Source organism: Pantoea sp. DY-5 (assembly GCF_019795955.1).
GTDB classification, from domain to species: Bacteria; Pseudomonadota; Gammaproteobacteria; order Enterobacterales; family Enterobacteriaceae; genus Pantoea; species Pantoea leporis.
In genome coordinates, this window is the sequence record NZ_JAIMIE010000005.1 from 504,648 (window position 1) to 528,541 (window position 23,894).

At 54.4% G+C, this 23,894-nt stretch carries 24 protein-coding genes; 11 read left to right on the top strand and 13 right to left on the bottom strand.

Features of this window, described 5'->3' with window-relative positions; genetic code table 11:
* The first annotated feature begins 36 nt into the window (after positions 1–36).
* The 7 genes from K5Y30_RS18440 to K5Y30_RS18470 all read left to right on the top strand — a co-directional run bounded on the left by K5Y30_RS18440 (position 37) and on the right by K5Y30_RS18470 (position 7,612).
* Positions 37–1,344 (top strand): MFS transporter, encoded by a 1,308-nt coding sequence (locus K5Y30_RS18440; protein ID WP_222183254.1) that lies wholly within the window; start codon positions 37–39, stop codon positions 1,342–1,344.
* Between the two features lie 13 nt (positions 1,345–1,357).
* Positions 1,358–1,996, top strand: coding sequence for an aldolase (locus K5Y30_RS18445; protein ID WP_222212680.1), 639 nt, complete (start codon positions 1,358–1,360; stop codon positions 1,994–1,996).
* A 35-nt stretch (positions 1,997–2,031) separates the two neighbouring features.
* Positions 2,032–3,180, top strand: a complete 1,149-nt coding sequence (locus K5Y30_RS18450) for a beta-propeller fold lactonase family protein (RefSeq protein ID WP_222212682.1) — start codon at positions 2,032–2,034, stop codon at positions 3,178–3,180.
* A 42-nt stretch (positions 3,181–3,222) separates the two neighbouring features.
* A complete protein-coding gene (locus tag K5Y30_RS18455; protein WP_222212684.1) occupies positions 3,223–3,930 on the top strand; it encodes a hypothetical protein in 708 nt (235 codons plus the stop codon).
* A 115-nt stretch (positions 3,931–4,045) separates the two neighbouring features.
* On the top strand, positions 4,046–5,455 hold the full coding sequence (locus K5Y30_RS18460) for a cytochrome c (protein WP_222212686.1): 1,410 nt from the start codon (positions 4,046–4,048) through the stop codon (positions 5,453–5,455).
* Positions 5,445–5,963 (top strand): sorbitol dehydrogenase family protein, encoded by a 519-nt coding sequence (locus K5Y30_RS18465; RefSeq protein WP_222212688.1) that lies wholly within the window; start codon positions 5,445–5,447, stop codon positions 5,961–5,963. Before K5Y30_RS18460 ends, K5Y30_RS18465 begins: the two co-directional genes overlap by 11 nt.
* Positions 5,960–7,612 carry a GMC family oxidoreductase gene (locus K5Y30_RS18470; protein WP_222212689.1) on the top strand — a complete coding sequence of 551 codons (1,653 nt, stop codon included), beginning with the start codon at positions 5,960–5,962 and terminating at the stop codon, positions 7,610–7,612. The genes K5Y30_RS18465 and K5Y30_RS18470 overlap by 4 nt, the downstream gene beginning before the upstream one ends.
* A gap of 72 nt (positions 7,613–7,684) precedes the next feature.
* Here the strand turns inward: K5Y30_RS18470 and K5Y30_RS18475 are convergent, their stop codons facing one another.
* The 8 genes from K5Y30_RS18475 to K5Y30_RS18510 all read right to left on the bottom strand — a co-directional run bounded on the left by K5Y30_RS18475 (position 7,685) and on the right by K5Y30_RS18510 (position 16,177).
* Complete coding sequence (locus K5Y30_RS18475) at positions 7,685–8,788, bottom strand: NADH:flavin oxidoreductase/NADH oxidase (protein WP_222183264.1); 1,104 nt, start codon at positions 8,786–8,788, stop codon at positions 7,685–7,687.
* A 202-nt stretch (positions 8,789–8,990) separates the two neighbouring features.
* A complete protein-coding gene (locus K5Y30_RS18480; protein WP_222212691.1) occupies positions 8,991–10,376 on the bottom strand; it encodes an amidohydrolase family protein in 1,386 nt (461 codons plus the stop codon).
* On the bottom strand, positions 10,373–11,146 hold the full coding sequence (locus K5Y30_RS18485; protein WP_222183268.1) for a cysteine hydrolase family protein: 774 nt from the start codon (positions 11,144–11,146) through the stop codon (positions 10,373–10,375). The genes K5Y30_RS18480 and K5Y30_RS18485 overlap by 4 nt, the downstream gene beginning before the upstream one ends.
* Position 11,147: 1 nt before the next feature.
* Complete coding sequence (locus K5Y30_RS18490; protein ID WP_222212693.1) at positions 11,148–11,570, bottom strand: cupin domain-containing protein; 423 nt, start codon at positions 11,568–11,570, stop codon at positions 11,148–11,150.
* 3 nt (positions 11,571–11,573) lie between these two features.
* Positions 11,574–12,512: an ABC transporter permease gene (locus K5Y30_RS18495; RefSeq protein WP_210080321.1), complete on the bottom strand. Its 939-nt coding sequence runs from the start codon at positions 12,510–12,512 to the stop codon at positions 11,574–11,576.
* Positions 12,509–13,624, bottom strand: a complete 1,116-nt coding sequence (locus K5Y30_RS18500; protein WP_222212695.1) for an ABC transporter permease — start codon at positions 13,622–13,624, stop codon at positions 12,509–12,511. Before K5Y30_RS18500 ends, K5Y30_RS18495 begins: the two co-directional genes overlap by 4 nt.
* Positions 13,608–15,161 (bottom strand): ABC transporter ATP-binding protein, encoded by a 1,554-nt coding sequence (locus K5Y30_RS18505; RefSeq protein ID WP_222212698.1) that lies wholly within the window; start codon positions 15,159–15,161, stop codon positions 13,608–13,610. Before K5Y30_RS18505 ends, K5Y30_RS18500 begins: the two co-directional genes overlap by 17 nt.
* Positions 15,162–15,166: 5 nt before the next feature.
* A complete protein-coding gene (locus tag K5Y30_RS18510) occupies positions 15,167–16,177 on the bottom strand; it encodes a BMP family protein (RefSeq protein ID WP_222183276.1) in 1,011 nt (336 codons plus the stop codon).
* 105 nt (positions 16,178–16,282) lie between these two features.
* Between K5Y30_RS18510 and K5Y30_RS18515 the strand changes: the two genes are divergently transcribed.
* Positions 16,283–17,182, top strand: a complete 900-nt coding sequence (locus tag K5Y30_RS18515) for a LysR family transcriptional regulator (protein WP_101761485.1) — start codon at positions 16,283–16,285, stop codon at positions 17,180–17,182.
* A gap of 71 nt (positions 17,183–17,253) precedes the next feature.
* Here K5Y30_RS18515 and K5Y30_RS18520 read toward each other — a convergent pair whose 3' ends face one another.
* The 3 genes from K5Y30_RS18520 to K5Y30_RS18530 form a co-directional block, all read right to left on the bottom strand.
* Positions 17,254–18,069: a creatininase family protein gene (locus K5Y30_RS18520; RefSeq protein WP_222212700.1), complete on the bottom strand. Its 816-nt coding sequence runs from the start codon at positions 18,067–18,069 to the stop codon at positions 17,254–17,256.
* A 134-nt stretch (positions 18,070–18,203) separates the two neighbouring features.
* On the bottom strand, positions 18,204–19,127 hold the full coding sequence (locus K5Y30_RS18525; RefSeq protein WP_222212702.1) for a substrate-binding domain-containing protein: 924 nt from the start codon (positions 19,125–19,127) through the stop codon (positions 18,204–18,206).
* Positions 19,124–19,366: a hypothetical protein gene (locus K5Y30_RS18530; protein WP_222212704.1), complete on the bottom strand. Its 243-nt coding sequence runs from the start codon at positions 19,364–19,366 to the stop codon at positions 19,124–19,126. Before K5Y30_RS18530 ends, K5Y30_RS18525 begins: the two co-directional genes overlap by 4 nt.
* Before the next feature lie 71 nt (positions 19,367–19,437).
* On the opposite strand from K5Y30_RS18530, the gene K5Y30_RS18535 reads away from it, so the two are divergent.
* Positions 19,438–20,442, top strand: coding sequence for a LacI family DNA-binding transcriptional regulator (locus K5Y30_RS18535; RefSeq protein WP_222212706.1), 1,005 nt, complete (start codon positions 19,438–19,440; stop codon positions 20,440–20,442).
* Positions 20,443–20,570: 128 nt separating this feature from the next.
* On the opposite strand, the gene K5Y30_RS18540 is transcribed toward K5Y30_RS18535, so the two are convergent.
* Entirely contained in the window at positions 20,571–21,563 is a 993-nt protein-coding gene (locus tag K5Y30_RS18540; RefSeq protein WP_222212708.1) for a sugar phosphate isomerase/epimerase, read from the bottom strand.
* 150 nt (positions 21,564–21,713) lie between these two features.
* The gene (locus K5Y30_RS18545) at positions 21,714–22,319 is read right to left on the bottom strand and encodes a response regulator transcription factor (protein WP_222212710.1); all 606 of its coding nucleotides are present in this window, start codon (positions 22,317–22,319) and stop codon (positions 21,714–21,716) included.
* 324 nt (positions 22,320–22,643) lie between these two features.
* Here K5Y30_RS18545 and K5Y30_RS18550 point away from each other — a divergent pair, with 324 nt between their 5' ends.
* Positions 22,644–23,147, top strand: a complete 504-nt coding sequence (locus K5Y30_RS18550; protein ID WP_222212712.1) for a GNAT family N-acetyltransferase — start codon at positions 22,644–22,646, stop codon at positions 23,145–23,147.
* A gap of 70 nt (positions 23,148–23,217) precedes the next feature.
* A complete protein-coding gene (locus tag K5Y30_RS18555) occupies positions 23,218–23,661 on the top strand; it encodes a VOC family protein (RefSeq protein WP_222212714.1) in 444 nt (147 codons plus the stop codon).
* The last annotated feature ends 233 nt before the right edge of the window (positions 23,662–23,894 follow it).

The following is a 23,894-nucleotide window of genomic DNA, read 5'->3' on the forward strand; positions in this document are numbered from 1 at the left end:
CTCGTTAACCCTATATAAATCATAAAGGAATTCACCATGCGCAGATATCCACGAATTCGCTGGCTGATGATCGTGTTCTGCTTTTTCGCCATCGCAATCAATTACATCGATCGTATCAACCTCGCGATCGCCGCACCGCACATCAAAGCAGATTTAGGCCTCGATGACACCAGCATGGGACTGATTCTGGGCGCCTTCTTCTGGACCTATGCGCTGATGCAAATTCCGGCCGGACGTCTACTCGATCGTCTTGGTGCGCGTGCCGGACTAGCCATCGCCGTCGGCTGGTGGTCGTTGTTTACGGTGTTTACCTCGTTTGGTAAAGGATTCAGTTCTCTTTTTGCGGCGCGCTTAGCATTAGGTCTGGGCGAAGCAGGGGGAAATCCGGGCTGTGTCAAAGTGGTTTACAGCTGGTTCCCGAAAAAACAGCGTGCAACGGCGAGCGGGATCTTTGATGCCGGTCCGCGTGCTGGCAGTGCGCTGGCGCTGCCGCTGGTTGCCTGGCTGATCAGCGTGTGGGATTGGGAAACGTCCTTCATCGTGACTGGCGCGTTGGGACTGATTTGGGTGGTGATTTGGTTAGTCTTCTATCGTGAGCCTGAAGAGATGAAAGGCCTTGATGAAACTGAGCGCCAAAATCTGCTGGAAGATCGTGCTCTGCCCACCACGCAGGCCGACGCCAAAGTTGAACTGTGGTCACTGTTCCGCCATCGCAACGTTTGGGGAATGATGATTGGTTTCTTCTGCATGAACTTCGCTACCTATTTCTTTGTGACCTGGTTCCCAACTTATCTGACTGTGGCACATGGTTTCTCGCTGAAAGAGTTAGGGACGCTGGGTGCGATCCCTGCGCTGATGGGGATTCCGGGAAGTCTGCTTGGCGGGATTGTGTCAGATACCCTTTACCGCAAAGGATTTAGCCTAACGGCGGCACGTAAAACCTGTCTTATCAGTGGCATGTTGCTCTCCAGCGTGATTGCTTTCGCCGCATTCACCGACAGCATCACCGTGATCCTGACGTTGTTCTCCATCACTTACGCCGGTTTAGCCTTTACCGCCGCCAACATCTGGACGTTGCCAGCCGACGTTGCGCCCGCCAGTAATTATGTGGCCACGCTAGGCGGCATCCAGAATTTTGCCGGTAACCTGGCCGGGATTGTTACGGCTTCCTTCACCGGCTTAATGCTGAGCCTCAGCCACGGTTCATTCGTGGTGCCATTGCTGGTCGCGGGCGGCATCTGTGTGCTGGGTGCGCTGACCTTTATGTTTGTGCTAGGCAAATTGGAGCCATTACCGATCAGTCCCAAATCTGATGCCAACGTCATTGCCACCGCCAATCAATAACAGGAGAAACCACATGCAAAACGAACAGGTCTTGCGAGAAGAGATTTGCCAGGTAGGAGCCGATCTGTTTAACCGCGGCTATACCACCGGCACCGCGGGAAACATCAGCGCTCGGCTGGAAGATGGCTGGCTGATTACGCCAACCGATGCTTGTCTGGGACATCTGGAGCCATGCCGGATTGCCAAGGTCAATCGCGCGGGTGAATGGGTTTCAGGCGATAAGCCGTCGAAGACTTTGCTGTTACATCGCCAGATTTATGATCGCAACCCGGAGGCGCACGGCGTGGTGCACACCCATTCCACGCATCTGGTGCAACTGACGTTAGCGGGCGTGTGGCAGCGCGACAGCATTTTGCCGCCGCTGACGCCGTATCAGGTGATGAAAGTCGGGCGGATTCCGTTAATCGACTATCGCCGCCCAGGCCATGCCGATGTGGCTGCGCAGGTGGCTGAACTGGCCAATGACGTGCGAGGCGTGATGCTGGAGAGACTAGGCCCGGTGATGTGGGGCAAATCCGTTTCAGCCGTAAGCTTTGCCCTTGAAGAGCTGGAAGAAACCGCGCGCCTTTGGCTGAATTGCGTGGATAAGCCCGCCGCGCTGCCAGAACAAGCCGTATTGGAGCTGTGCGAACACTTTAATACACGCTGGTAACACCCGCATTGTTCCCTACAAAAACGAGATCCAAGATGAAAAAGACGGTAATAGCCGCAGGCATGATGCTTTTTGCATCAACGGTATTGGCGCAGGAGAAATCCTTTGTCTACGTATCCAACGGCGACAGCGGCACGGTGACGGCCTACGAGCTGCAAAAGGCGCAGCGCCAGCTGAAACCGATTGGCGAATACCCCAGCGGCCTGAAAAGTATGCCGATGGTGGTATCGCAGGATAACAAGACACTTTATGTCTCCGTTCGCAGTAAGCCTTACCATGTTTCGGCCTGGCATATTCAACCTGACGGCTCGCTGCAGCATTTTGCGGATACACCGCTGCCAGAGGCGATGGCGTATGTCGCGCTGGATAAGAGCGGGAAATTCCTGCTTTCATCTTCTTACGGCGGCGATCTGTTTTGCATCAATCGCATTGCCGCGGATGGCAAAGTTGAGAGTGCGCCGGTGCAGGTGGTGCATACCGGAAAGCGTGCACATTCCATTCAGACCGATCCCAGCAACCAGTTTCTCTATGTACCGCTGCTGGGCGCCGATCAGCTGCTGCAGTACCGTTTCGATAGCCACAGCGGAACCGTCACGGCGAACACGCCAGCGTTTGTGAATATCCAACGCGAGTCGGCAACCGGACCGCGTCATTTCACCTTTGCACCGCAGCGGGATGAGAAGGGTGAGCTGAATCTCTATTTGCTGACCGAAATGGCCGGCAACATCTCCCGCCTGACGCTGAGTAAAGATGGCACCCTGACGGAACATGAAGCGACACCGTCACTCGATCCGGCCATTGCCGCCAACATGCAGCGTGGTGAGGCGCGACCACTCACCGGCGATGATGATTTGCCAAAATCCGCCAAACCGCGTTTATGGCAATCCGATATTCATATCACGCCGAATGGACGTTTCCTTTATTCTACCGAACGCACCAGCAGTCATATTACTGCATTTCATGTTTCACCGAACGATGGTCGATTGACGTTGATTAATAGCACGCCCACAGAAGCTCAGCCGCGTGGATTTGCTATTGATAATTCCGGGCGCTATTTAATTGAATCGGGTCAGAAGTCGACACAAATTTCGCTCTATTCCATAGATCAAACCACTGGCAAACTGACATTAATTGAGCGCGTCCCCACCGGCAAGGGCGCTAATTGGGTCACTATCGTTGAGTAAATTTCTGCTCTACTTAATTCATTCGTAAGAAAAGGAGTGTTTATGTCGACTATTCGCAAAACATTATTCAGCACATTATTGTGCTCGACGCTGTTAAGCGCAGGATTACCGACACAAGCGGCTGAAAAAGGGGTTGCCACCGATCTGGAACCACTGCACCACGTCATTCTGGAAAATAAATACGTCACGGTGATGCGCGTATTAATTCAACCTGGACAATCGACGCTATTTCATGAGCAACATCTGGATTATGTTAATACGCACATTGAAGGGAGCCCGGTCAAAATAGAGTATCCCGACAAGCCGGTTAACATGACAGAAATGAAAAGCGGCAATGTTAAATTTGGTGAGCATCAAGGAAAATCGGATACGGATAAGGTCACCAATACCGGAAATAACGTCAATCATCAGGTGGCGTTCGAAATTAACATCCCAGACCCGCAACATTTTGGTAACGCTTCGCGGCCTGCCAATGCCGCATTTAGTCAGGTGCTGGATAAGAAAACCGTAAGAGGCTGGAAGGTCACGCTCAAGCCTGGCGCCAGTACCGGCGAATATACGCAACACGGGCCTGGCGTGCGCGTGTTCTTTACGGAAGGGCGGGTACTGATTGCCGATCAAACTCATACCAATCGGGTAAAAGAAGTTTGGGTACATCCCGGCGATGCCTTTTTAACCGAGCCAGGTAAAGTCGATATAACGGCCGCAAGTGGAGAAAATATCATCTTCAATGATTATGAATTGTTATAGCACTGTTTGTATTTTGTGAATTGACGTTGTCTGATAATGTGCACTTCTGTGGGTTGCCACAGAAGTGCATTATTGTTTTTACCATACTAATAATTATTTACCGGAAGCAATTACAATGAAAGCAAGAAAGGTGAGACAGTGTTGTCTGCCTTTCGCGTTGAGCATTCTGATGTCTGCCACATTTTCAGCTCACGCTGAAGATGCGGCTGAGTCTGCGGCTCTTATTGCGAAAGGCAAGTATTTGGCTATTGCTGCGGACTGTGGAGCTTGCCATACCGCACCGAATCAGGGCAGGGAAATGTCGGGTGGCTATATTATCTCCTCGCCGTTGGGGAATATTGTTGCCAGTAATATCACGCCATCAAAAACTGCCGGCATTGGCGATTATAGCGAACAAGATTTTGTTAAAGCCGTGCGAAGTGGCATTAATAAACAGGGGCAGCATCTTTATCCGGCGATGCCTTACACCTCATACGCGAAAATTTCTGATGCCGATATGCATGCGCTGTATGTTTATTTTATGCACGGTGTAAAAGCAGACGATAATGTACCGCCAGCAACGGATTTGCCTTTCCCGTTTAATATTCGTTCAAGTATGTTCTTCTGGAATATGCTGTTTGCCGATAATAAACCGTTTATTCCGGCAAACGATAAATCGGATGTGGTTAATCGCGGTGATTATCTGGTGAATGCATTGGCGCACTGCGATACCTGCCATACGCCACGTAATGCGCTGATGGGGCAAAACAATGCTCAGGCACTCAGCGGTGGCAGCCTGGGCAGTTGGTATGCGCCGAATATCACTCCCGATCAACAAGCCGGCATTGGCAACTGGAGCGATGCGCAGATCGCGCAATATCTCAAAACGGGTCATGTTGCAGGCAAAGCGCAGGCAGCAGGTCCGATGGCGGAAGCGGTCGAGCATAGCTTACAGCATCTGTCTGATGACGATATCAATGCGATAGTGGCTTATCTGCGGCAGATCCCCGCAGTGACTCAGGCCACCCATCCGCCACGCGACATGCTTGGCAAACCCGCAACAGATGAAGCGGCGCTGCGGGCGGTTAAAAATCCTGATGCGGGCTGGCAGGTTTACGCCAGCTCTTGCGCTAACTGCCATCAGGCGGATGGTGCGGGCAATCACTTCTATCCTTCGCTGTTCCATAACACCGCCACCGGCGCACCGCAGGCCGATAACCTGATTGCCACCATTGTCTATGGCGTACATCGGCAGGTTGATGGCAAAGATGTGGTAATGCCCGCTTTCGGCCCGGATGGATTATTTACCGATCGACTGAGCGATCGGCAAATTGCCGACGTCAGCAACTACGTGCTTAAAAACTTTGGTAATGCTCAGCTGAACGTAACGCCTGAACAGGTGAAAACCGTGCGTGAAGGCGGCGAGCGTCCATTGATTGCACGCCTGGCGCAGCCTGCTGTATGGGGCGGTGGCGCGGTAGTTATCTTTATTTTACTGGTGCTGCTGGTTTCAATTTCGCGCAAGGGGAAAAAACATGGCGCATAACCTTTCCCGACGTCGTTTGCTGCAAGGCATGGGCATTTTGTCACTCGGCGCGATGTGTAATTCCCTGTTCCCGGCGCGCGCGCTGGCTGCAGATCAGCTGGCTGAAAATGGTTTTCTGACCGTTTCGCAATTTCTGGTGAGTCGCCCGGTCGGCCCGATTTTGGGGCAGCGCTATTTCGATGCCTTAAATCGCCATCATCCCGACTTCACACACCGGCTCAGCAGCCTGCGGGCATTGTTGCAGCAGCATAATTTTGCCCATGTCGACGAATTTCTTGCCGCATTTGGGGCCGATAATTCTGACTGGCAAACGGCAAAACGCATCATTTCTGCGTGGTACACCGGCGTGGTCGGCGACGGCAGCGATCTGGAGTTGATCGCTTATGCCGATGCGATGATGTACCTGCCCACCAAAGATATTCTGGTGGTCCCAACTTATGGCGGCGGGCCGTTCTACTGGGCAGTAACGCAAGATGGCAAAGTGGCAACCACAGGAGAAGGCGCATGAGTGCACAAAAAGTCGATGCCGATGTGATCATCATTGGCTCGGGCGTGATGGGTGGGTTGATCGCATGCCAGATGGCAAAAGCAGGTAAATCGGTGATCATCCTTGAGGCGGGCCCACGAGTTTCTCGCCAGGAAATCGTCGAACGTTTTCGAAATTCCCCGTTCAAGATGTCGTTAACCAACATCAAATTACAGGGCGTGGGTTCGCCTTATCCCAATCCGCCGCATATTCCGTCCACCTACGGTGACTATTTGCAGCAGGTTGGGCCGGTTAAGTATCCCACCAAATACCTGCGCGTTGTCGGTGGCACAACCTGGCACTTTGGCTCCGCGCTGTGGCGCATGATCCCCAACGATTTCAAACTTAACACCCTTTATGGTCGGGGCCGCGACTGGCCTTTTGGTTACGACGAGCTGGAGTCGTGGTATGGCAAAGCCGAGCATGAGTTGGGCGTTTCTGGCGTCGATGGACAAGATGAAAGTGGGCAGGGCGGCAAAGCCTGGCCACCGCGATCTACGCCATTCCCGATGCCGGGTTTGCCAACCAGTTATCTGTTTGATCGCCTCACCGAGATGCTGGGTAAAGGCGGTTATAACCCAGTGCTGGAACCGAACGGTCGCGCGACTAAACCATGGGGCAAGCGGCCGATGTGTGGCGGCAATAATAACTGCAATCCGGTTTGCCCAATCGCCGCCAAATATGATGGCTCGATGCACATTGATGAAGCGGAACGTTTGGGAGCGAAGCTGCTGGATAACGCGGTGGTCTACCGCATTGAAGCGGCGGATGACGGCAAAATCACCGGCGTTTGGTACAAAAAGCCGGATGGTTCCGAGCACCATTTAACCGCCGACTACTTTGTGCTGGCGGCCTACGGTATCGAATCGCCCAAGCTACTGTTGATGTCGACGTCGGAGAAATATCCCAACGGCATCGCAAACTCTTCCGATCAGGTGGGGCGCAATTTGATGGGCCACACCGGCATTAGTATGAACGTGATGATGTCAGAAGATGTGTGGCCAGGTCAGGGGCCGACCGAATTGCTGGTTTATCTGAACAACCGCGATGGCGCCTTCCGCAAGGATTTCCCCAGCTACAAGATCAAAGTGCGTAACACGGTGCCAACCGCTGATTATGCGGCATCGCTGATTGAGAAAGGCGTGCTGGGCTCCAAACTGGATGCTGAGATCCGCCGCCAGTCGGCGCGCTCGCTGAACTTTGCTATCGATTTTGAAACCTTGCCGCTGGCGGAAAACCGCGTTACGCCAAGCAAGACGAAAAAAGATGCGATTGGTATTCCGTTGCCGGAGATTTACTACAGCGTGACGGATTACTGGCATGCCGGGAAAGAAGCGGGCATCAAAGATTTTCACAAGTTTGCAGAGCTGCTGAATGCGGAAATATTATCGATCGATACTAAGTTTCAGGATCGCCAGCACATCATGGGCACCACCATTATGGGCGATGATCCCCACAATTCAGTGGTAGATCGCGATTGCCGCACGCACGATCATCCCAATATGTGGATTGCCGGAACCAGTGTGATGCCGTCGGCGTCATGCATGAACCCCACATTAACCGGTGCGGCGTTGAGCTTGCGTTTGGCTGAGCATATGTTGCAGACCATGAAGTCGGAAGTAGCAGGTTAGGTGAGAATCGGTCGCCATAAATGGCGACCCTTCGTTGGAGCGGTGCGCATTGATGCGCACCGCTCCAAACAATCACTTTTTATTCGAAATCAACGTGCCTTTCAGGCCGTGCGGCTCGGAGCGCAGATACTGCGGTGGCGCTTTAGCCTGCGCGCCCAATTCAGCGGCGGCATGCCACGGCCAGCGCGGGTCGTAAAGTACTGCGCGCGCCAGCGCGATCAAATCTGCGTCACCTACCTGCAATGCTTGTTCTGCCTGCTTTGGTTCGGTAATCAAGCCTACGCCAATCACCGGAATCTTTACCTGTTTGCGGATGTCGCGTGCAAAAGGCAATTGATAACCGGGACCGACCGTGATTTTCTGCTGCGGTGACAAGCCACCGCTGGAGACGTGCACGTAATCGCTGCCCGCCGCTTCGAGTTGCTGGCTGAAGACAATCGACTGCTCAACATCCCAGCCACCGTCAACCCAATCCGTTGCCGAGAGGCGCACACCCACCGCCACTGAATCTGGCACGGCGCTGCGCACCGCATGGAACACTTCCAGAGGGAAGCGCAGACGATTCTCCAGCGAGCCACCGTACTCATCCTCACGCTGGTTACTCAGTGGAGACAGGAACTGATGCAGCAAATAGCCGTGCGCGGCATGCAGTTCAATCAACTGGATACCGAGTTTGGACGCACGCTGCGCGCTGTCAACGAAGGCCTGTTTCAGGCGCTCAAGATCCTGTTTAGTTAACGCCACCGGTGCGCGATCTTCAGGATTAAAGGCTTGCGCGGATGGCGCAACGGTTTGCCAGCCGCCTTGCTCCAGCGACAGCTGATTGCCGCCCAGCCACGGCGCGGCGCAGGACGCTTTGCGTCCGGCGTGACCGAGTTGAATACCAAAGGGAATGTCAGAATAGTGGCGGATATCTTGCAGAACGCTGGCTAAAGCCGCTTCTGTTGCATCGTCCCACAAGCCTAAATCGCCCGGAGAAATACGTCCGGCGGCTTCCACTGCTGTCGCCTCGATGATCAGCAAACCGGCGCCGGAAAGCGCCAGTTGCCCGAGATGAATGCGGTGCCAGGCGCTGGCTTTGCCATCCTCCGCAGAGTATTGGCACATCGGCGCGATCACGATGCGATTATCGAGCGTTAACTTACCCAGTTGCGTTGCACTAAACAGTAAACTCATTGAAACCTCATCTTCAGTGGCTGAATGGCTTTAAGCTTAGGGCTAAAAGCGCATTTTGCAGAGGCCTATGAGTTTGAATGTTGTAGCAAAAAGTAAGTTAAGCGGAATGTGCCGCTGCGACACATTACAAGGCAGGGATCCTATTGAATGTTAATAAATCATCATTTCAAGACTTAAAAAGATAAAATATTAGCACTTCAATTTAAAACGCCGCCGATCGCCAGCCGCGCGCTTTATCATTGCCGGTGCGCACCGCCAGTGAATGCGCTGCACGTTGCGAACGCGCCATCACCTCTTTTTGATTGAGCTGGGTAAACTTACCATTCCGCAGCAGATAAGCGCCATCAACAAACACATCGCTGACCTCGTGGCCGAGCGCCGAGTAGACCAGCGATGAAACCGGATGATGGATCGGCGTCATTGCCGGATGCGAGGTATCCACGATCACCACATCGGCGCGTTTACCGACTTCCAGCGAACCCACCAGATGTTCGAGGCCAATCGCACGCGCACCGTCAATGGTGGCCATCTCCAAGACTTTTTCCGCCGTCATAATGGTGGGATCGCGGTGCACGCCTTTTTGCAGCAGCGCCGCCACTTTCATCGCCTGGAAAAGATTGTGATTGTTGCTGCTGGCCGGGCCATCTGAGCCTAAACCCACGGTTAAGCCGGCAGCCAGCATCTGCGGAATCGGTGGCACGCCGGAGGCGAGATAGAGATTGCTGCAGGGATTGTGCGACACGCGCGTGTCATGATGTTTGAGTGCGCGGATGTCGCGCGAATTGCACTGCACGCAATGCACCGCCAGCACATCCGGGCCGAGGAAGCCGATATCGCTGAGGAATTCGGTATCGCTGGCCTGAAAACGCAGCTTCGCCTGCTCGATCTCAAAATCGGTTTCCGCCACATGCGTAGTGATCAGCACGCCGGTTTCATCCGCCAGCTGGCGCGTGCCGCGCAGTACTTTCTCATCCAGCGCCCAAATCATGCTCGGTGCCAGACCGACTTTTACCCGGCCATCGACCTGGTGATAACGATCGATCACCGCGCGCGCATCGGCCAGCGCCTGTTCAGGCGTTTCGATCAGTTCGGCAGGAATGCCATGCTCAGCGCCGCTGGTGAGAAAACCGCGACACACATGACCACGAATACCGCTGACTTCAAAGGCCTCGATCACTTTGGCGGTTAATCCTGGACGCGGATGCGCGTACATAAAATCGACCAGCGACGTGACGCCCGAACGCAGTGATTCCATGCAGCCGTGCAGCGCGGCGGCGTAAACATCCTCTTCGGTCAACGCCACGGCGCTGGGTCCGGTCATGCAGGTGAACCACTTTTTCAGCACCATGTCATCGCCGAGACCTTTCAGCAGCGTCTGAAACAGATGCGTATGCGTGTTCACCATGCCCGGCATGATAATGCGTTCGCGGCAGTCGATAATTTCCGCTTCAGGATAGCGCTGCTGCAAAGCGTCGCGCGTGCCGATGGCGCGAATGGTCTTATCTTCAATCAGCAAACTGGCCTGTTCCAGAATCTCGCGTTGCGGATTCATAGTGATCATCCAGCCGTCAGCCAGCAGATAACTCATGAGGCGTTCTCCAGTTGCTGCTGTAATTCAGCGGCATTAACCACAAAACCAAAGCATTGCTGCACGTTATACAGCGTGGCATCGCGGCAATAAGCCGGCGAGGTGGTGGCGCTGCAATCTTCCAGCAGCAGACAGTCGTAACCGCGAAAGTTGGCATCCTGTAAGGTGCAAAGCACGCACTGATCGACGTTAACACCGGCAAACAGCAGCGTGGTGACGTTGAGATTGCGCAGAATGCTGTCGAGTTCGCTGTCCTGAAAACCGGACATGCGGTATTTGTTGACGCGAATGTCATTGGCATCCGGCGTCAGTTCGTCCACTACTTCCGCCGCCCAGCTGCCGGCCTGCAACACCGGCGCGCCGGAAACCGGCAGCGGATCGCCTAATCCCACGCCATCACCGTTCGGGTTATAGACGTGCAGCAGCGCAGGGCTGAGATTGAGTTTATCAGCGCGATTGCCCCAGTTAAGCCAAATCACCGGTACCTGAGCGGCGCGCAGCGTCGGCAGCAAGGCTTGCAGCGGTGCAATCGGCGCGCGCGCAGGCGTGACATCGACGCCGATATGCCCGAGCCAGCCTTCGGCATGACAAAAGTCGTTCTGCATATCAATTACCAGGATTGCCGTGCGCTGCAGATCAAAAATCACTGAACGTTCACGCGATGTAAGCTGCACGCTGCGCGACGCCTGCGTTGGACGCCGCGTATCAACCACTTGCGCTGAAACGCGCCATTGATTGTGTCGACTGCTGCCTAAAACGTTCTCCGGCATATCAGGCTCCCGTTAATACGCGAATATCTTCTGCATCGAGCGTGACAGGGTCACCGCTGCGAATCAGTTCGGAGAAGCCTTCATTCGGCGTCATCACCGTCAGCGTATAGAGTTTGCTGCTGCCGGTGTTACGAATGGCGTGATCGTTACCCGGATGCAGCAGTAGGGAATCGCCTTTCCTTATCTCAAGTTCATCATCGTTGCAGCGCGCCACGCCTTCGCCGTGCAGCACATAGAAGAACTCGTGCGCGGTGGCGTGTTCATTCGGTGGCGTAGCGCCGCCGACGTTGAAGATCTCCACCACGAAAATGTTCTCAATGCCGTCTAACGGCTTGTCGAACAAGATGGCGAAATAGTTGCTGCTGTCCGCACTGATACGGAACGCCTTAACATCCGCAAGATTGTTGAAACGAAACGATTTCATACGTTATTCCTTTCGATAAGGCTGCGTTAACGCGCCGGGTTGCAATGTGCGTCCCACCACGCCGGACATCGCCAGAATAGTGAGCAAGTAAGGCAGCGCCAGCAGCACCTGCGGCGGCAGCGTGTTTTCAAACAGCTGCAGTGAGAGTTGCAGGGCATCTGCAGCGCCAAAGATAAAAGCGGCGACCAGCGCTTTAAGCGGGCTCCAGCGACCAAAGATGACAATCGCCAACGCAATAAAACCTTGCCCGCTGACGATGTTGTCGCGGAACAGGCCGATCTGCGCGGTGACCAGATAACTGCCCGCCAATCCAGCGCCCACGCAGGAGAACAGCACGCCCCACGTGCGGATCTTCAACACGTTGAGCCCGGCGGCATGCGCCGCGCGCGGGTTTTCGCCCACCGCGCGCAGCGACAGGCCAAAGCGGGTATGAAACAGACCAAAGTGCGCCAGCACCGCCAGCAGCAAAGTGAGATAGAGCGGCAGCGGCTGCTGGAACAGAATCGGGCCAATAAAAGGCAGCGAAGAGAGCAGCGGCACATGCCAGGGTTCGAGCATTGGGATGGTAGGTGAGGATGCATTGCCCATCACCAGCGCGTAAATCCAGGTGGCTAATCCCGCTGCCAATATATTGAAGACGATGCCCACCACAATCTGGCTGGCATGGGCGCGCAGGTAGAGCGCCGCCAGCACGCAGCCAACCAGCAGTCCGCCGACGCCACCGGCGATAAAGCCCAGCGCGGTCGATCCGCTCTCAACCGCCGTCATGTAGCTGGAAAGCGCGCCCAGCAGAATAGTGCCTTCAATACCGATATTCAGTACGCCGGAGCGTTCGGCATAGATTTCGCCCAGCGCCGCCAGTAATACCGGACCGGCAAGGCGCACCGCGGCGGCCAGCCAGCTAACGAAAAAGGCAGTATCGAGATTCATCCACAGATTCATGATTGTTCCTCCGCCAGTTGGCTGCGCGATTTACGCCCGCCGGGCAGGTTGATGCGGTAATAGCGCAGCAGATCGCCCGCCAGAATCAGTAGCACCACCAGACTTTGCAGAATCAGCACCACCGAAGTGGGTAAGCCAGTTTGGCGCTGCATAGCGCTACCGCCCACTTCCAGCCCGCCGTAGAGAATGGCGGTCGGGATCACCAGCAGCGGATTGAGGCGTGCCAGCAAAGCAACCACCACGCCGATAAAGCCGACGCCGCCGGAAATGCCTTCCATCAGGCGATGTTGCACGCCTAATACCGCGCACAATCCCGCCAGCGCAGCCAATCCGCCGCCGAGCATCACCGCGCCCATTTGGCGGCGATTGACATCCACGCCGCTGTAGCGCGCCGCGCGCGGATTCAGCCCGGCAATTTTGATTTCGAAACCGGCGGGCGTGGCACGCATCAGCCAGAAGACAAACAGCGTGGCGACTAGCGCGATGGCGATGCCCCAATGTGCGCGCATGCCGTTCATCACAAACGGCAGCCAGCTCTCCACCGGCAAACGTGGCGTCTGCGGCAGATCGCCCGGCGCGCGCATTGGGCCGGAAACCAGATACTGCACCATGAAGAGCGCCACATAGTTAGCCATCAGCGAAATCAGCACATCGTTGCCGCCAAATTTCACCCGTAACGCGCCAACCCAACCGGCCCAAATGGCACCCGCGAGGAAGGCGGTAATCAGCACCATCGGCCAATAGAGCAGCGCGGGGATCGCCCACGGAAAGCCTTGCGGCGTACCCGACAGCGCGATCCAACTGGCCGCCGCGGCACCCAGCAGAAAACAGCCTTCGAAGCCGATATAACCGAGCCCGGCGCGCCACACCACGATGGTTGCCAGCGCGATCAGCATTAGCGGCGTGGATTGCACCAGGCTGAGACCAAAGCTGCGCAGCGAGCCAAAAGCAGCATCAAACAGGAAGCCATAAGCCGAGAGCGGATTGCCGCCAAACGGGATAAACAGCAAGCCGGCAATGATGAAAGCGGCAAGGATGCCGCAAAAACTGGTTAACACCAGCGCGCCGCTGGATTCGGCGGGCGCCAGACGTCGCTCAAGCAGCTTCTTCATGGTTGCCTCCGGTTTTTTTCAGGTGCGCGCCCGCCATCAGTTCGCCGAGGCGTTCTGGCGTGGCGTCGGCGGCGTCCATTTCTCCGGCAATCTGGCCGCTGTACATCACCGCGATGCGATCGGAGAGATTGATGATCTCCTCCAGCTCGGCGGAGATCATCAGAATGGCGCAGCCGCGATCGCGCGCCGCCATCAAACCCTGCCACACGCTCTCAATCGCGCCGACATCCAGCCCGCGCGTAGGCTGTTCAACCACTAATAAGCACGGATTGCTGGCGACTTCGCGCCCGAGAATCAACTTTTGCAAATTGCCGCCGGAGAGTTTTCCGGCTTCAAAATCGGCATCCGGCGTGCGTACCGTAAAGCGGGCGATAATGTCGCGCGCATGCTGGCTAATGCGCTGGCGGTCCAGCAGCCAGCCGCCCGCGCGGGTAAAGGTGCGCTGGCGGCCAAGCATGGCGTTATCGGTAATCGATAAATCGGTCACCGAACCAACGCCACGGCGATCCGCCGGAATAAAACTGATGCCTTTGTGGCGGCGGGTAGCGGGGGAATCGTCGCTGATGTCTTCGCCATTCAGCAGAATGCGGCCTGCTTCCAGTTCACGCAGGTTGAGCAGCGCTTCCGCCAGCTCCGATTGGCCGTTGCCTTCCACACCAGCAATGCCGAGGATTTCGCCAGCAGCGACGTTGAGCGAAACGCGCCAGATTTTTTGCTGGCCGCTGGCATCACGCACCGCAATGCTATCCACCTGCAACACGGTTTTGCCCGGCTGGCACGGCGTTTTTTCTACGCGCAGCACCACATCGCGCCCAACCATGCGGCGTGCCAGATCGCGCTCCGAGGTGTCTTTAATATCCACCGAATCCACCATTTTGCCGCCGCGCATCACCGAAACGTGATGGGCGATCGCCATAATTTCATACAGTTTGTGAGTGACGATCACCACCGAACGGCCTTCTGCGCACAGCGATTTCAGGGTAGCGAACAGGCCGGCTTTCTCCTGCGGCGTCAGCACCGCCGTCGGTTCGTCGAGAATCAGCACCTGCGCGTCACGATATAAAAGCTTGAGGATCTCCACGCGCTGCTGCACGCCAATCGGCAGATGCTGCACTTTCGCCCAGGGATCGATCGCCAGCCCGTGTTTATCCGACAGCGCCTGCAAACGCGCCGCCGCCGCGGGCAGATTAAGTACGCCGCTGGCGCTCTCTTTCAGGCCCAGCACCACGTTTTCCACCACGCTCATCGGCTGCACCAGCATAAATTCCTGATGCACCATGCCAATGCCGCAGGCGATGGCATCGCTGGGGTCGCGAAAACGCTGCGCCTGGCCATCCACCACAATGCTGCCTTCATCGGCCTGATACAGGCCGTAAAGGATTTGCATCAGCGTGCTTTTGCCCGCGCCGTTTTCACCCAGCAGCGCGTGGATTTCACCGGCTTTAATGCTGAGCGAGACGTCGTCATTGGCCACCACGCGCGCAAAGCGTTTGGTGATGTTTTTCAGCGCGACGCGGATGTTTGCTGTTGCTGTCATGATGGTTAAACCACTGGCTTCAGCGCGCCGCTGTCGAGCTGCTGCCAGATCTGCTGGAAGCTAGCCCATGCGCTGGCACTCACCAGTTTGGCGTTGTAATGTTCGCTGCCATTGACCACCGACCAGGCTTTGCCAACGGTGGGGTGCCATTCGTCGCCGCCTTTGAAGGTTTTATTCGCCACCGACTCGCCAACCTGTTCTACCATCCAGTCGAGGTTCTGGCGGAAGCTGCAGGCAACATAATCGGGCGCGACATCACGCTGATCGACATAGCAGCCGATAGCTTTGACTTTCGCCGCTGCCGCGCCTTGCATCGCGCCGAGGCCGGTGACGTCTGCGGCATGCCAAATCACATCCGCGCCGTTGCCAATCATGGTGGTGGCAGCTTCACGGCCTTTGGCGGCGTTGTCGTAATCGCCGGTCACCACGCCCATGCCTTTAATGCCCGGACGGGTTTTCTCAGCGGCCTGAATAAAGGCGCGCATCATTGCCTGCTGCGTGGGATTATCGCCGCCGCCCACAAAGCCAACCGCTTTGCCTTTTTCGGAGATCAGCGCCGCCAGCGCACCGGCGGCATAGGCGCCTTGCAGATAGGCGAGGTTAACGTATTCCACGTTGCCCGGTGATTTTTCGCCTGGCTTGAAGGTGGACGCGAAGAAGTAGGTATCAGGATATTCCGGCGCGATTTCGGCAAACGCCGAGCCGTATTCAAAGCTGTGGCCAATGATCAGCGTGTAACCCTCATCGGCGTAGCCACGAATGGTTTGATCCATCTGCGCCTGCGACACGCTTTCGCTGTGCGCCACGCTGAAACCGGCTTTTTGCAGGCTCTGCAATCCGGCATACGCCAGCGAACTCCAGCCGCCATCGGCAACCGAGCCGGGCAACAGCAGGGCGATTTTTATGGTGTTATTCGCCGCCATCGCTTTGCGCGACAACATCGGTGCCAGCGCGGGTAACAACAGTGCGCCAGCCACTAACTTCGCAAACTTTCTGCGGGATACGTCTGCCATCATGTGTTCTCCTGGTGTGGTTTTGATGTATTAATCACCGGAAGAGCATTATCTTAAAAGCATCATTTTTAGTACTTACCGATGCCTAAAAGGCAACGCAGGGGGAATATGCTGCAACATCGTTTGTTTGTGTATATCGATCAGGTGGCGCGCAGCGGTTCGATTCGCAAAGCGGCTGAACGGCTGCACATCTCGGCGTCGGCGATTAACCGCCAGCTGATTGCGCTGGAAGAGGAGCTGGGCACGCCGCTGTTTCAGCGTTTGCCGCGTAAAATGATTCTTACCGCCGCCGGTGAAGCGCTGATTCATCATGTGCGGCAGAGCTTTAAAGAGATTGAAATCGCGCAGATGAAAATCGAAGAGCTGAAAGGACTGCGGCGCGGCGAAGTGACGGTAGCAATGATGAGCGGATTAGCAGCAAACCTGATTCCGCGCGTGGCAGCGGAGTTTCGCCGCGCCAATCCGCGGGTGAAATTGCTGCTGCAACAACTCACCACCGGCGAGAACATCACTAACGCGGTGGCAAGTGGCGAGGCCGATTTGGGGATTGGATTTGATTTCGACTTGCAGCCGGTGCATCGCAATATTGCCAGCGTGCCGGTGCGATTGGGCGCGGTGGTGGGCGCGGGGCACCCGCTGGCGGAGAAATCCAGTTTACGTTTGAGTGATTGCTTGCCGTATCCGGTGGTGATTGCCGACAAATCGATGGTGATTCGGCCTTACCTAAATGAAGTGTTCGCGCGTGCCTCGATCAATATGCAGCCAGTTATTGAAACCAATTCGATCGAGGTAATGCGCCAGTCGGCGATGATGGATCAAACTCTCACGTTTCTCACGCCGATTGACATTGAATCTGACCAGCGCAGCGGCCGGTTAATCTATATTCCGGTGCGCGAACTGGCGCAGCACACGCAAACGCTGATGTTGATCGGCCACGATCGCGGTACCAGCGCGATTGGTAGCGTGTTCGCCGAAACCATTAAAGGGATGATGTCGGAATTGCGTTGAGAGCAGGTCGCAACGATGCGGGTTTTATAGGGCCCGCATTAATGCGCACTTGGTCACCTTACATGGCTACCCTACGAGAATGCGGTGCGATCGGTCAGGAAATGAATATCGAAATCGTTCACTTCGCGTGCCAGCTTCAGCAGCGCATGCGCAGCACGATCGGTGGCAATCGCACCGCGCTCAGCATCCGCCGCTGCGGCGTTGCCGGTGGCACCAGACAGATGCAGATCCTGCGCCATCCAGCCAAAACCAATGCCGCCTTCCGGCGTTAAAATACCGCCGGTCGCTTCAAGCGCCACCGAAGTGGAAACGAAATTAGCGGCGTGCTGCATCTGCACCAGTTCAGGGTGCAAATGCAGCATCATGCTGGTTTCTGATTCACCGCCGTGAATGCCGTGATTAAGTTCATGCGCGCTGTAGAGATCCGATGCATCAATGGTACGGAACCAGCTGGCGCTGACGGCAAACATGCCCAGTTCGATGCGCAGCTGGCGACAGACGATCTCCATCAGCTGCGGCTGTCCGCCGTGCGAGTTCCAGAAAATCAGCTTGCGAATTCCGGCGCGCCAGGCGCTTTTCGCGACTTCGAACCACACTTTGCCTAACACGTCATACGGCAGCGAAAGGGTGCCGGGATAGGCAAGATGTTCATCCGATTTACCCATCGGCAGCGCGGGCAGCACCAGCAAAGGAAGATCGTCGGGCAATAATTCCACCGCGCGTTGAATAATGCCGGCGTTGATCGCCGCATCCACACGCACCGGCAGATGCGGGCCATGTTGTTCAACTGCGCCAATCGGCAGCACGGCGACGATATTCGCCATATCAAGTTCACTGAATTCCCGGGTTGAGAGATCCCACCACCAGGGCGAAGACGGTTTGAGCATGTTGACCTCCATTTTTGACCCCAACATAGCGAGTTAATAGTGCAATGGAAGCAACAAAATTCGCACTTAGCGTTGCTTTAAAGGCAATGGTAAGCAGGTCGCCATGAATGATCGGCGACCCAACAAGAGCGGCGTTACTTCTGATTTTTACTGGTGAATTCCTGATAATTTTCTTTGGTCACCGTCTGGTATGGCACCCAGTTGTAGGCTTCGGTCTTTTTACCGCTCAGCATGTCGTAAGCCACATCGACTGCACCGGTCGCCTGGCCTTTCGCATCCTGGAAGATCGTCACCGCCATTTTGCCGTTCTTAATAAACTGCAAACCATCCGGCGTGCCGTCGATGCCGGCGACTAACACATTGTTTTTCTTCAACTGATCGAGCGCCATAATCGCCCCGATCGCCATTTCATCGTTGTTCGCGATGATGGCGTTGATATCATTCCCATCCTGCAACCATGACAGGGTTTTATCGACCGCTTCGTTGCGCTGCCAGTTGGCGCTCTGTTTCTGGATCACTTTCAGGCCGGGATGATCCTTCACATAATCTTCAACCGCTTTGGTGCGCTGACGTGCTTCTTCGGTGGAGAGGGCGCCCATCAGAATGGCGATATTTCCTTTGTTATCCAGACGTTTGGCTAAAGCTTCGATCTCCATTTTGCCGCTTAACGCTGAGTCGGAACCGACATAGGCCATTTTGCCGGTCAGTTTCACTTCGGGTTTACGGTTCACGAAGATCAGCGGGATATTGGCTTTCTGCGCAGCGGCGATCACCGGCATTACGCCTTGCGTATCCACAGGGTTGATGATGATCGCGTCTGCGCCCTGATTGATGAAATCATCCACCTGCTGGATTTGCAGAGATACATCGCCTTTAGCATCGGCAAACTGGCTGTTAAGCCCTTTGTCTTTAAGCTGCTTTTCCATCTGGCTTCGTAAGATGGAAACAAAATTGAGATCGAGATTAGCCAGAGCGACGCCAACCATGTAGGTTTTCGCCTGGGCAGTGAACACACTGAGCAAACCGCAGATAAGCATTACTACTTTGAATAATTTCATTTTTTTATCTCTGTAGGGGAGGTTTCTATTATTTTGCATCCGGGTGCAAAATCAACGGGATGAGTTCCGCTGATTGACATCATGTTCAGACGGACAACGCGATGCGCTGCATTCACTCTCTGGCACGGTTGAAAATTAGTCAACGCAGCAAAAAGCGATTTCATCACCACGATCACAAAATCATCACGATTTGCACCCGAGTGCATTACAAAAATGCAACCGGGTGCAAAGTTTTTCAAAGTCGCCTCTTGTTTACCTGAGGAATCGCTTTATGCTCACTTTTTGCCAGCTAATTTGCGGAAGGGAGGCGATGACGAGAACAGTAAAAAAAGCCACGGCCAGCGATGTGGCGCTTCTTGCCGGCGTATCGAAATGGACGGTATCGCGCGCGTTTATGCCCGGCGCTTCAATCTCTGAGAAGGCGCGCGAGAAGGTGATGCGCATCGCTAAAGAGCTGGGATATCGGCCAAATTTGCTGGCGCGCAGTCTGGTAAAAAAGAAGACGCATATTATTGGCGTGGTAATCGACGAGCTGAAAAATCCGCATACGCTGATGATTCTCAATGAAGCTACGCAGCAGCTACAACGTCGGGGCTATATGGCGTTGATCCTCAACATCACCGACGGCGAGCCGTATCGATCGGTAATGACGCAGGCGGATCAATTGCAGATCGACGGCATTTTGTTTCTCGGTACGGTGTTATCGGCACAGCTGATTACGCTGGTGGAGGATATGTACAACATTCCGCTGGTGCAGCTGTGCCGCAATACGCATGCGCAGGGCATCGATGTGGTGGCGATTGATGGTTATGCCGCCGGCAAGCAAATCGCCGAGCTGTTGCTGGCGCAGGGCGCGCAACGGTTTGGTTTTATGCAAGGTCCGGATACACCAACGTCACATCTGCTGCGCAAAGAGGGATTTGAAGCGACGCTGCAACAAGCGGGCTGTCAAATTGATGTGTTGCTTAAAGCCGGCAGCTACGATCGTGCACGCAGCTGGCAAGCGATGAGCGATTATCTGCATCAGCCGGATGCGCCCGCAATTGATGCGCTGTTCTGTGAAAACGATGTGCTGGCGCTCGGCGCGATGGAAGCGATGCGCGCCGCGCCGACCAGGCCAAGAATTGCGGTGGTGGGATTCGATGATATCGAAGAAGCCTGCGCGCCAGGCTGCCAACTCACCACCTTTAGCCAACGTATTGATCTGCTGATCGCCGAAGCGTTAAACCGATTGATTGATGGCCGCGAAAGTGCGGATGAGCGTTGGCGGCAGGGCGAAATGCGCGTGCGGCGTTCGCATTTGAGGTCGCCATAAATGGCGACCCTACAAAGGATTGGCCCGTTTATTGTAGGGTGCGCATTAATGCGCACCTGCATACATAAGAAAACAAATGCTTAACTAAGCGGCATTACGCCATGAATGGCGCCCCTGCGGCGTGATACTTACTGTTCTATGCTGGTCAGCAACGCATTCTGAATAATTCTCTGTGCTTTCAGCGGGTTTTGCTCACGCTGCGCTTCCTGCAACGCGGCGATATCCAGCTTATCCAGCGCGCGATAGATATGTTTGAGGAAGCGAATCGACAGATTGGCGGCTTCAACATGATCTTCACGGAACGGGAATTGATCAAGCTGCCACACGCCGTCCCAGTTATTGATCTTCAAAACATAGAAGAACTCAAAAATCTCGGTCATGTGCACGGTACCGACCACCAAATCGTCATCCCAGCCGCGCAGGTTGTCGTTGACGTCCATACCAAACAGACGACCACGATCGATAATCAGCTGGGCGGAATCCGCTGGGGATTCACCGGCAAACAGTGCATGACCAAAATCGAGCAGCACGCCTACGTTATCCAGTCCAATATCCTCAATGCCGAGCAGCGTACGCGCAGCTGAATCCCAGGTCATTTTCACGCGTGGTTCACGCGGTTTGTATTCTATAGCAAATTTGACGTCTGGATTGGCGCTCGCCAGTTCGCGCATGCCGTCTACTGCCATCTTCCACAGGTTTTTATGGTCAACCTGGAACGGGTAATCCCAGCCATCCTGACCCGGCCAGACTTTCACGTAGTTGGCACCCAGCTCACGCACCACGGTGGCGGCTTCGTGCATTAAATCAAACGCCTGTTTGCGAATGGCGGCGTCAGGATTGGTGAAAGCACCGCGTGAGAAACGGCGCAGATAGATTTCCGGGGTGACGCCAATCGCTTTCAAGCCGGCATCGGCCAGCGCTTGTTTTACTTGGGCCACGGTTACGCCTGCGGTGAAAGGATAGGGCACATCAACGTAGGAAAGGTCTTCAACGCTGCCAGCGAGTTTGATCTGATCAAGAGTGCTGAGCGCCGGTCCGTAACCGTCTACGGCGTAGCGATCGATATAGTTGGCAAAGTGCCACAAGCCGGCACCGAATTTCGGATACGTGTAGGAACTCATTCGACCTTCTCCTCAGATGATTGCGCCATTGAATATATATTCACATATGGTTATATATTCCATTCTGCGCCTCAGCGTGCGCAGTTAACCAGCAATCATTGACGGAAATGCAACCGCAATCACACAAAATTCGATGCCATGCCCCTTTGTTCAAATTGGTTTGCTGTGATATCCCATCCGACTTAACCGGCTGAATAAATCTTTATTATTGGCGCAGTTGAGCTTGCGAATAATACTTTGCCGATGATGGCTGATGGTTTTACAACTGAGATGCAGCTTGTGCCCAATATCGGTGAGATTGCTGGTTTGTCCCAGCATGCGTAATAAGCCAAATTCGCGCGCTGAAAGGGTTTGTTTGGTGCGGCGAACACCCGCCGCGAACTCTGCAGACGACGGCAAACCTAACACAGCATCAGAAAGCTCTTTCAGGCTGCACTTTTTCGAAAGAAAGGTGACGCCGGGCAGCAGGCTGACCACGTAGCTAATGACGGCTTTTTCATGCAGATCGGTCAGCACAATAATCCGCGTGGCCGGCGATGAACGCTGAACTTTCAGCAGCAGTTCGGTGAAGAATTGTATGTCGCGACCATACGCGGTTAATTCACTGATGAGCAAATCCGTACCTGCAATCTTACTCAGCGCGGCATCCATATCGTCACTATCAATATTCTTAACCTGAATAAATTTCCCGGCAAAATAACGCGAAATCCCTTCAGTAATCCATTTGTTATTATCTACCAGCGTTAATGACAACATAGTTATCCCCATCCTTATTATGCTGGCATTAAAGCGCGATTGCGGCGTTATAAATATCGGACTGGGGAAGGGAGGTTTGTACGAAATTTCCGAAACTGGCGGTTGTGCATTTTTAGGGCGATCACTGCACTAATTGCTCACCATTTAATCTTTTGTTGCAACGCATTATCGATGTAATGGTCTTCATTGATACAGTTTTAGAGCCGCAATTGATGCGCGGTCATCTTACTGAGCTTGAGTGGCAGCTGGATACTTATCAAGCGTATCCGTATACAATTACGCAGGTTCAAGCACTTCAAAAAGCGAATTAACGTTGGAGGAATAATGCAATTAGAAACAACCCGACTGCAGCTGGAACCCTTTGAACACGCGCATTTTGACGGACTGCGGGCGATGGAGAACGACCCGGAAATTATGCGTTATATCAGTAATGGCGTAGTTAAAACGCCAGAAGAAACCCTGGCGAGTATTGAGCGAGTTCAATCGCGCTGGCAGCAGTACGGATTTTCCTGGTGGGCGATGCGGGAAAAAGCGTCTGGCGAAATCGTCGGTGCGGCTTGTCTGCAGCATCTAGCCAATCAGAATGGCGCGCCACTGGAAATTGGCTGGCGTCTGAATGCCAATCATCATGGGAAAGGTTTTGCGACAGAAGCCGCGCAGGCAATTATTAAATTTGCCGTCGAACAGGTTGGCGTAAAATATCTGGTCGCGGTCGCCGATCCAGAAAATGCTGCTTCGCAAAAGGTAATGCAGCGACTGGGAATGAGCTATAAAGCGATTGAGCAACACTACGATGTGCCTTGCGTGGTGTATGAGCTTCATCTTTAGGCATTCGTGAACAAGTGCCATCAACGATTTATGACATATTCCGTTTCTGGTGATTTCACAGGAATGGAATATGAAACAGCACGATATTGGTTTTAGCCACATAGCGCTGCAAGTGAGAGATTTAGAACGCAGCATCGAATTCTATCAACGTTACGCAGGGATGCAGGTAATCCATGAGCGTGAACCAGGCATTGCAGAAGCGCAAAAAGTCGCATGGCTTTCTGACCTGACGCGTCCGTTTGCGCTGGTGCTGGTGCAATCTCAAACCACAGTAGATACGCCTTTGGGTCCGTTTGGTCACATTGGCGTTGCATGTGACAGTAAAGAAGAAATTGATGCCAGGGTTGCTCAGGCTGAATGCGAAGGTGTGTTACGCCGCCCAGCGCAACAATCAGCCGCTCCCGTCGGTTATTGGGCATTCTTCGCCGATCCCGACGGTAACACGCTTGAACTTTCATATGGCCAACAGATTGGCCTTGAGATTATTACCAGCCGCCTTAACGCGGGTGTTTAACCTAAAACGTCACTTGAAAGGGTGACGGTTGATATCGGGTTTAGACGTGGTATGAGTGCGCGATGAGATGCTTGATTTAACATAATCATGATTATGCGCACTTAGTTTGTAGTGGCTAAATTCAGATGTCCGCCTCTGGCTATATTGAGATGTCCGCTTTATCGTCCTTTTTCCAGGGTTTCCCGGCTGAGGACGCAACTGATGACGGCTTACGGTTCGGAGTGCTTTACGAT

Coding starts and splice junctions, on each gene's coding strand:
- K5Y30_RS18440 (WP_222183254.1), top strand. CDS start 37: ATGCGCAGATATCCACGAATTCGCTGGCTGATGATCGTGTTCTGCTTT.
- K5Y30_RS18445 (WP_222212680.1), top strand. CDS start 1,358: ATGCAAAACGAACAGGTCTTGCGAGAAGAGATTTGCCAGGTAGGAGCC.
- K5Y30_RS18450 (WP_222212682.1), top strand. CDS start 2,032: ATGAAAAAGACGGTAATAGCCGCAGGCATGATGCTTTTTGCATCAACG.
- K5Y30_RS18455 (WP_222212684.1), top strand. CDS start 3,223: ATGTCGACTATTCGCAAAACATTATTCAGCACATTATTGTGCTCGACG.
- K5Y30_RS18460 (WP_222212686.1), top strand. CDS start 4,046: ATGAAAGCAAGAAAGGTGAGACAGTGTTGTCTGCCTTTCGCGTTGAGC.
- K5Y30_RS18465 (WP_222212688.1), top strand. CDS start 5,445: ATGGCGCATAACCTTTCCCGACGTCGTTTGCTGCAAGGCATGGGCATT.
- K5Y30_RS18470 (WP_222212689.1), top strand. CDS start 5,960: ATGAGTGCACAAAAAGTCGATGCCGATGTGATCATCATTGGCTCGGGC.
- K5Y30_RS18475 (WP_222183264.1), bottom strand. CDS start 8,788: ATGAGTTTACTGTTTAGTGCAACGCAACTGGGTAAGTTAACGCTCGAT.
- K5Y30_RS18480 (WP_222212691.1), bottom strand. CDS start 10,376: ATGAGTTATCTGCTGGCTGACGGCTGGATGATCACTATGAATCCGCAA.
- K5Y30_RS18485 (WP_222183268.1), bottom strand. CDS start 11,146: ATGCCGGAGAACGTTTTAGGCAGCAGTCGACACAATCAATGGCGCGTT.
- K5Y30_RS18490 (WP_222212693.1), bottom strand. CDS start 11,570: ATGAAATCGTTTCGTTTCAACAATCTTGCGGATGTTAAGGCGTTCCGT.
- K5Y30_RS18495 (WP_210080321.1), bottom strand. CDS start 12,512: ATGAATCTGTGGATGAATCTCGATACTGCCTTTTTCGTTAGCTGGCTG.
- K5Y30_RS18500 (WP_222212695.1), bottom strand. CDS start 13,624: ATGAAGAAGCTGCTTGAGCGACGTCTGGCGCCCGCCGAATCCAGCGGC.
- K5Y30_RS18505 (WP_222212698.1), bottom strand. CDS start 15,161: ATGACAGCAACAGCAAACATCCGCGTCGCGCTGAAAAACATCACCAAA.
- K5Y30_RS18510 (WP_222183276.1), bottom strand. CDS start 16,177: ATGATGGCAGACGTATCCCGCAGAAAGTTTGCGAAGTTAGTGGCTGGC.
- K5Y30_RS18515 (WP_101761485.1), top strand. CDS start 16,283: ATGCTGCAACATCGTTTGTTTGTGTATATCGATCAGGTGGCGCGCAGC.
- K5Y30_RS18520 (WP_222212700.1), bottom strand. CDS start 18,069: ATGCTCAAACCGTCTTCGCCCTGGTGGTGGGATCTCTCAACCCGGGAA.
- K5Y30_RS18525 (WP_222212702.1), bottom strand. CDS start 19,127: ATGAAATTATTCAAAGTAGTAATGCTTATCTGCGGTTTGCTCAGTGTG.
- K5Y30_RS18535 (WP_222212706.1), top strand. CDS start 19,438: ATGACGAGAACAGTAAAAAAAGCCACGGCCAGCGATGTGGCGCTTCTT.
- K5Y30_RS18540 (WP_222212708.1), bottom strand. CDS start 21,563: ATGAGTTCCTACACGTATCCGAAATTCGGTGCCGGCTTGTGGCACTTT.
- K5Y30_RS18545 (WP_222212710.1), bottom strand. CDS start 22,319: ATGTTGTCATTAACGCTGGTAGATAATAACAAATGGATTACTGAAGGG.
- K5Y30_RS18550 (WP_222212712.1), top strand. CDS start 22,644: ATGCAATTAGAAACAACCCGACTGCAGCTGGAACCCTTTGAACACGCG.
- K5Y30_RS18555 (WP_222212714.1), top strand. CDS start 23,218: ATGAAACAGCACGATATTGGTTTTAGCCACATAGCGCTGCAAGTGAGA.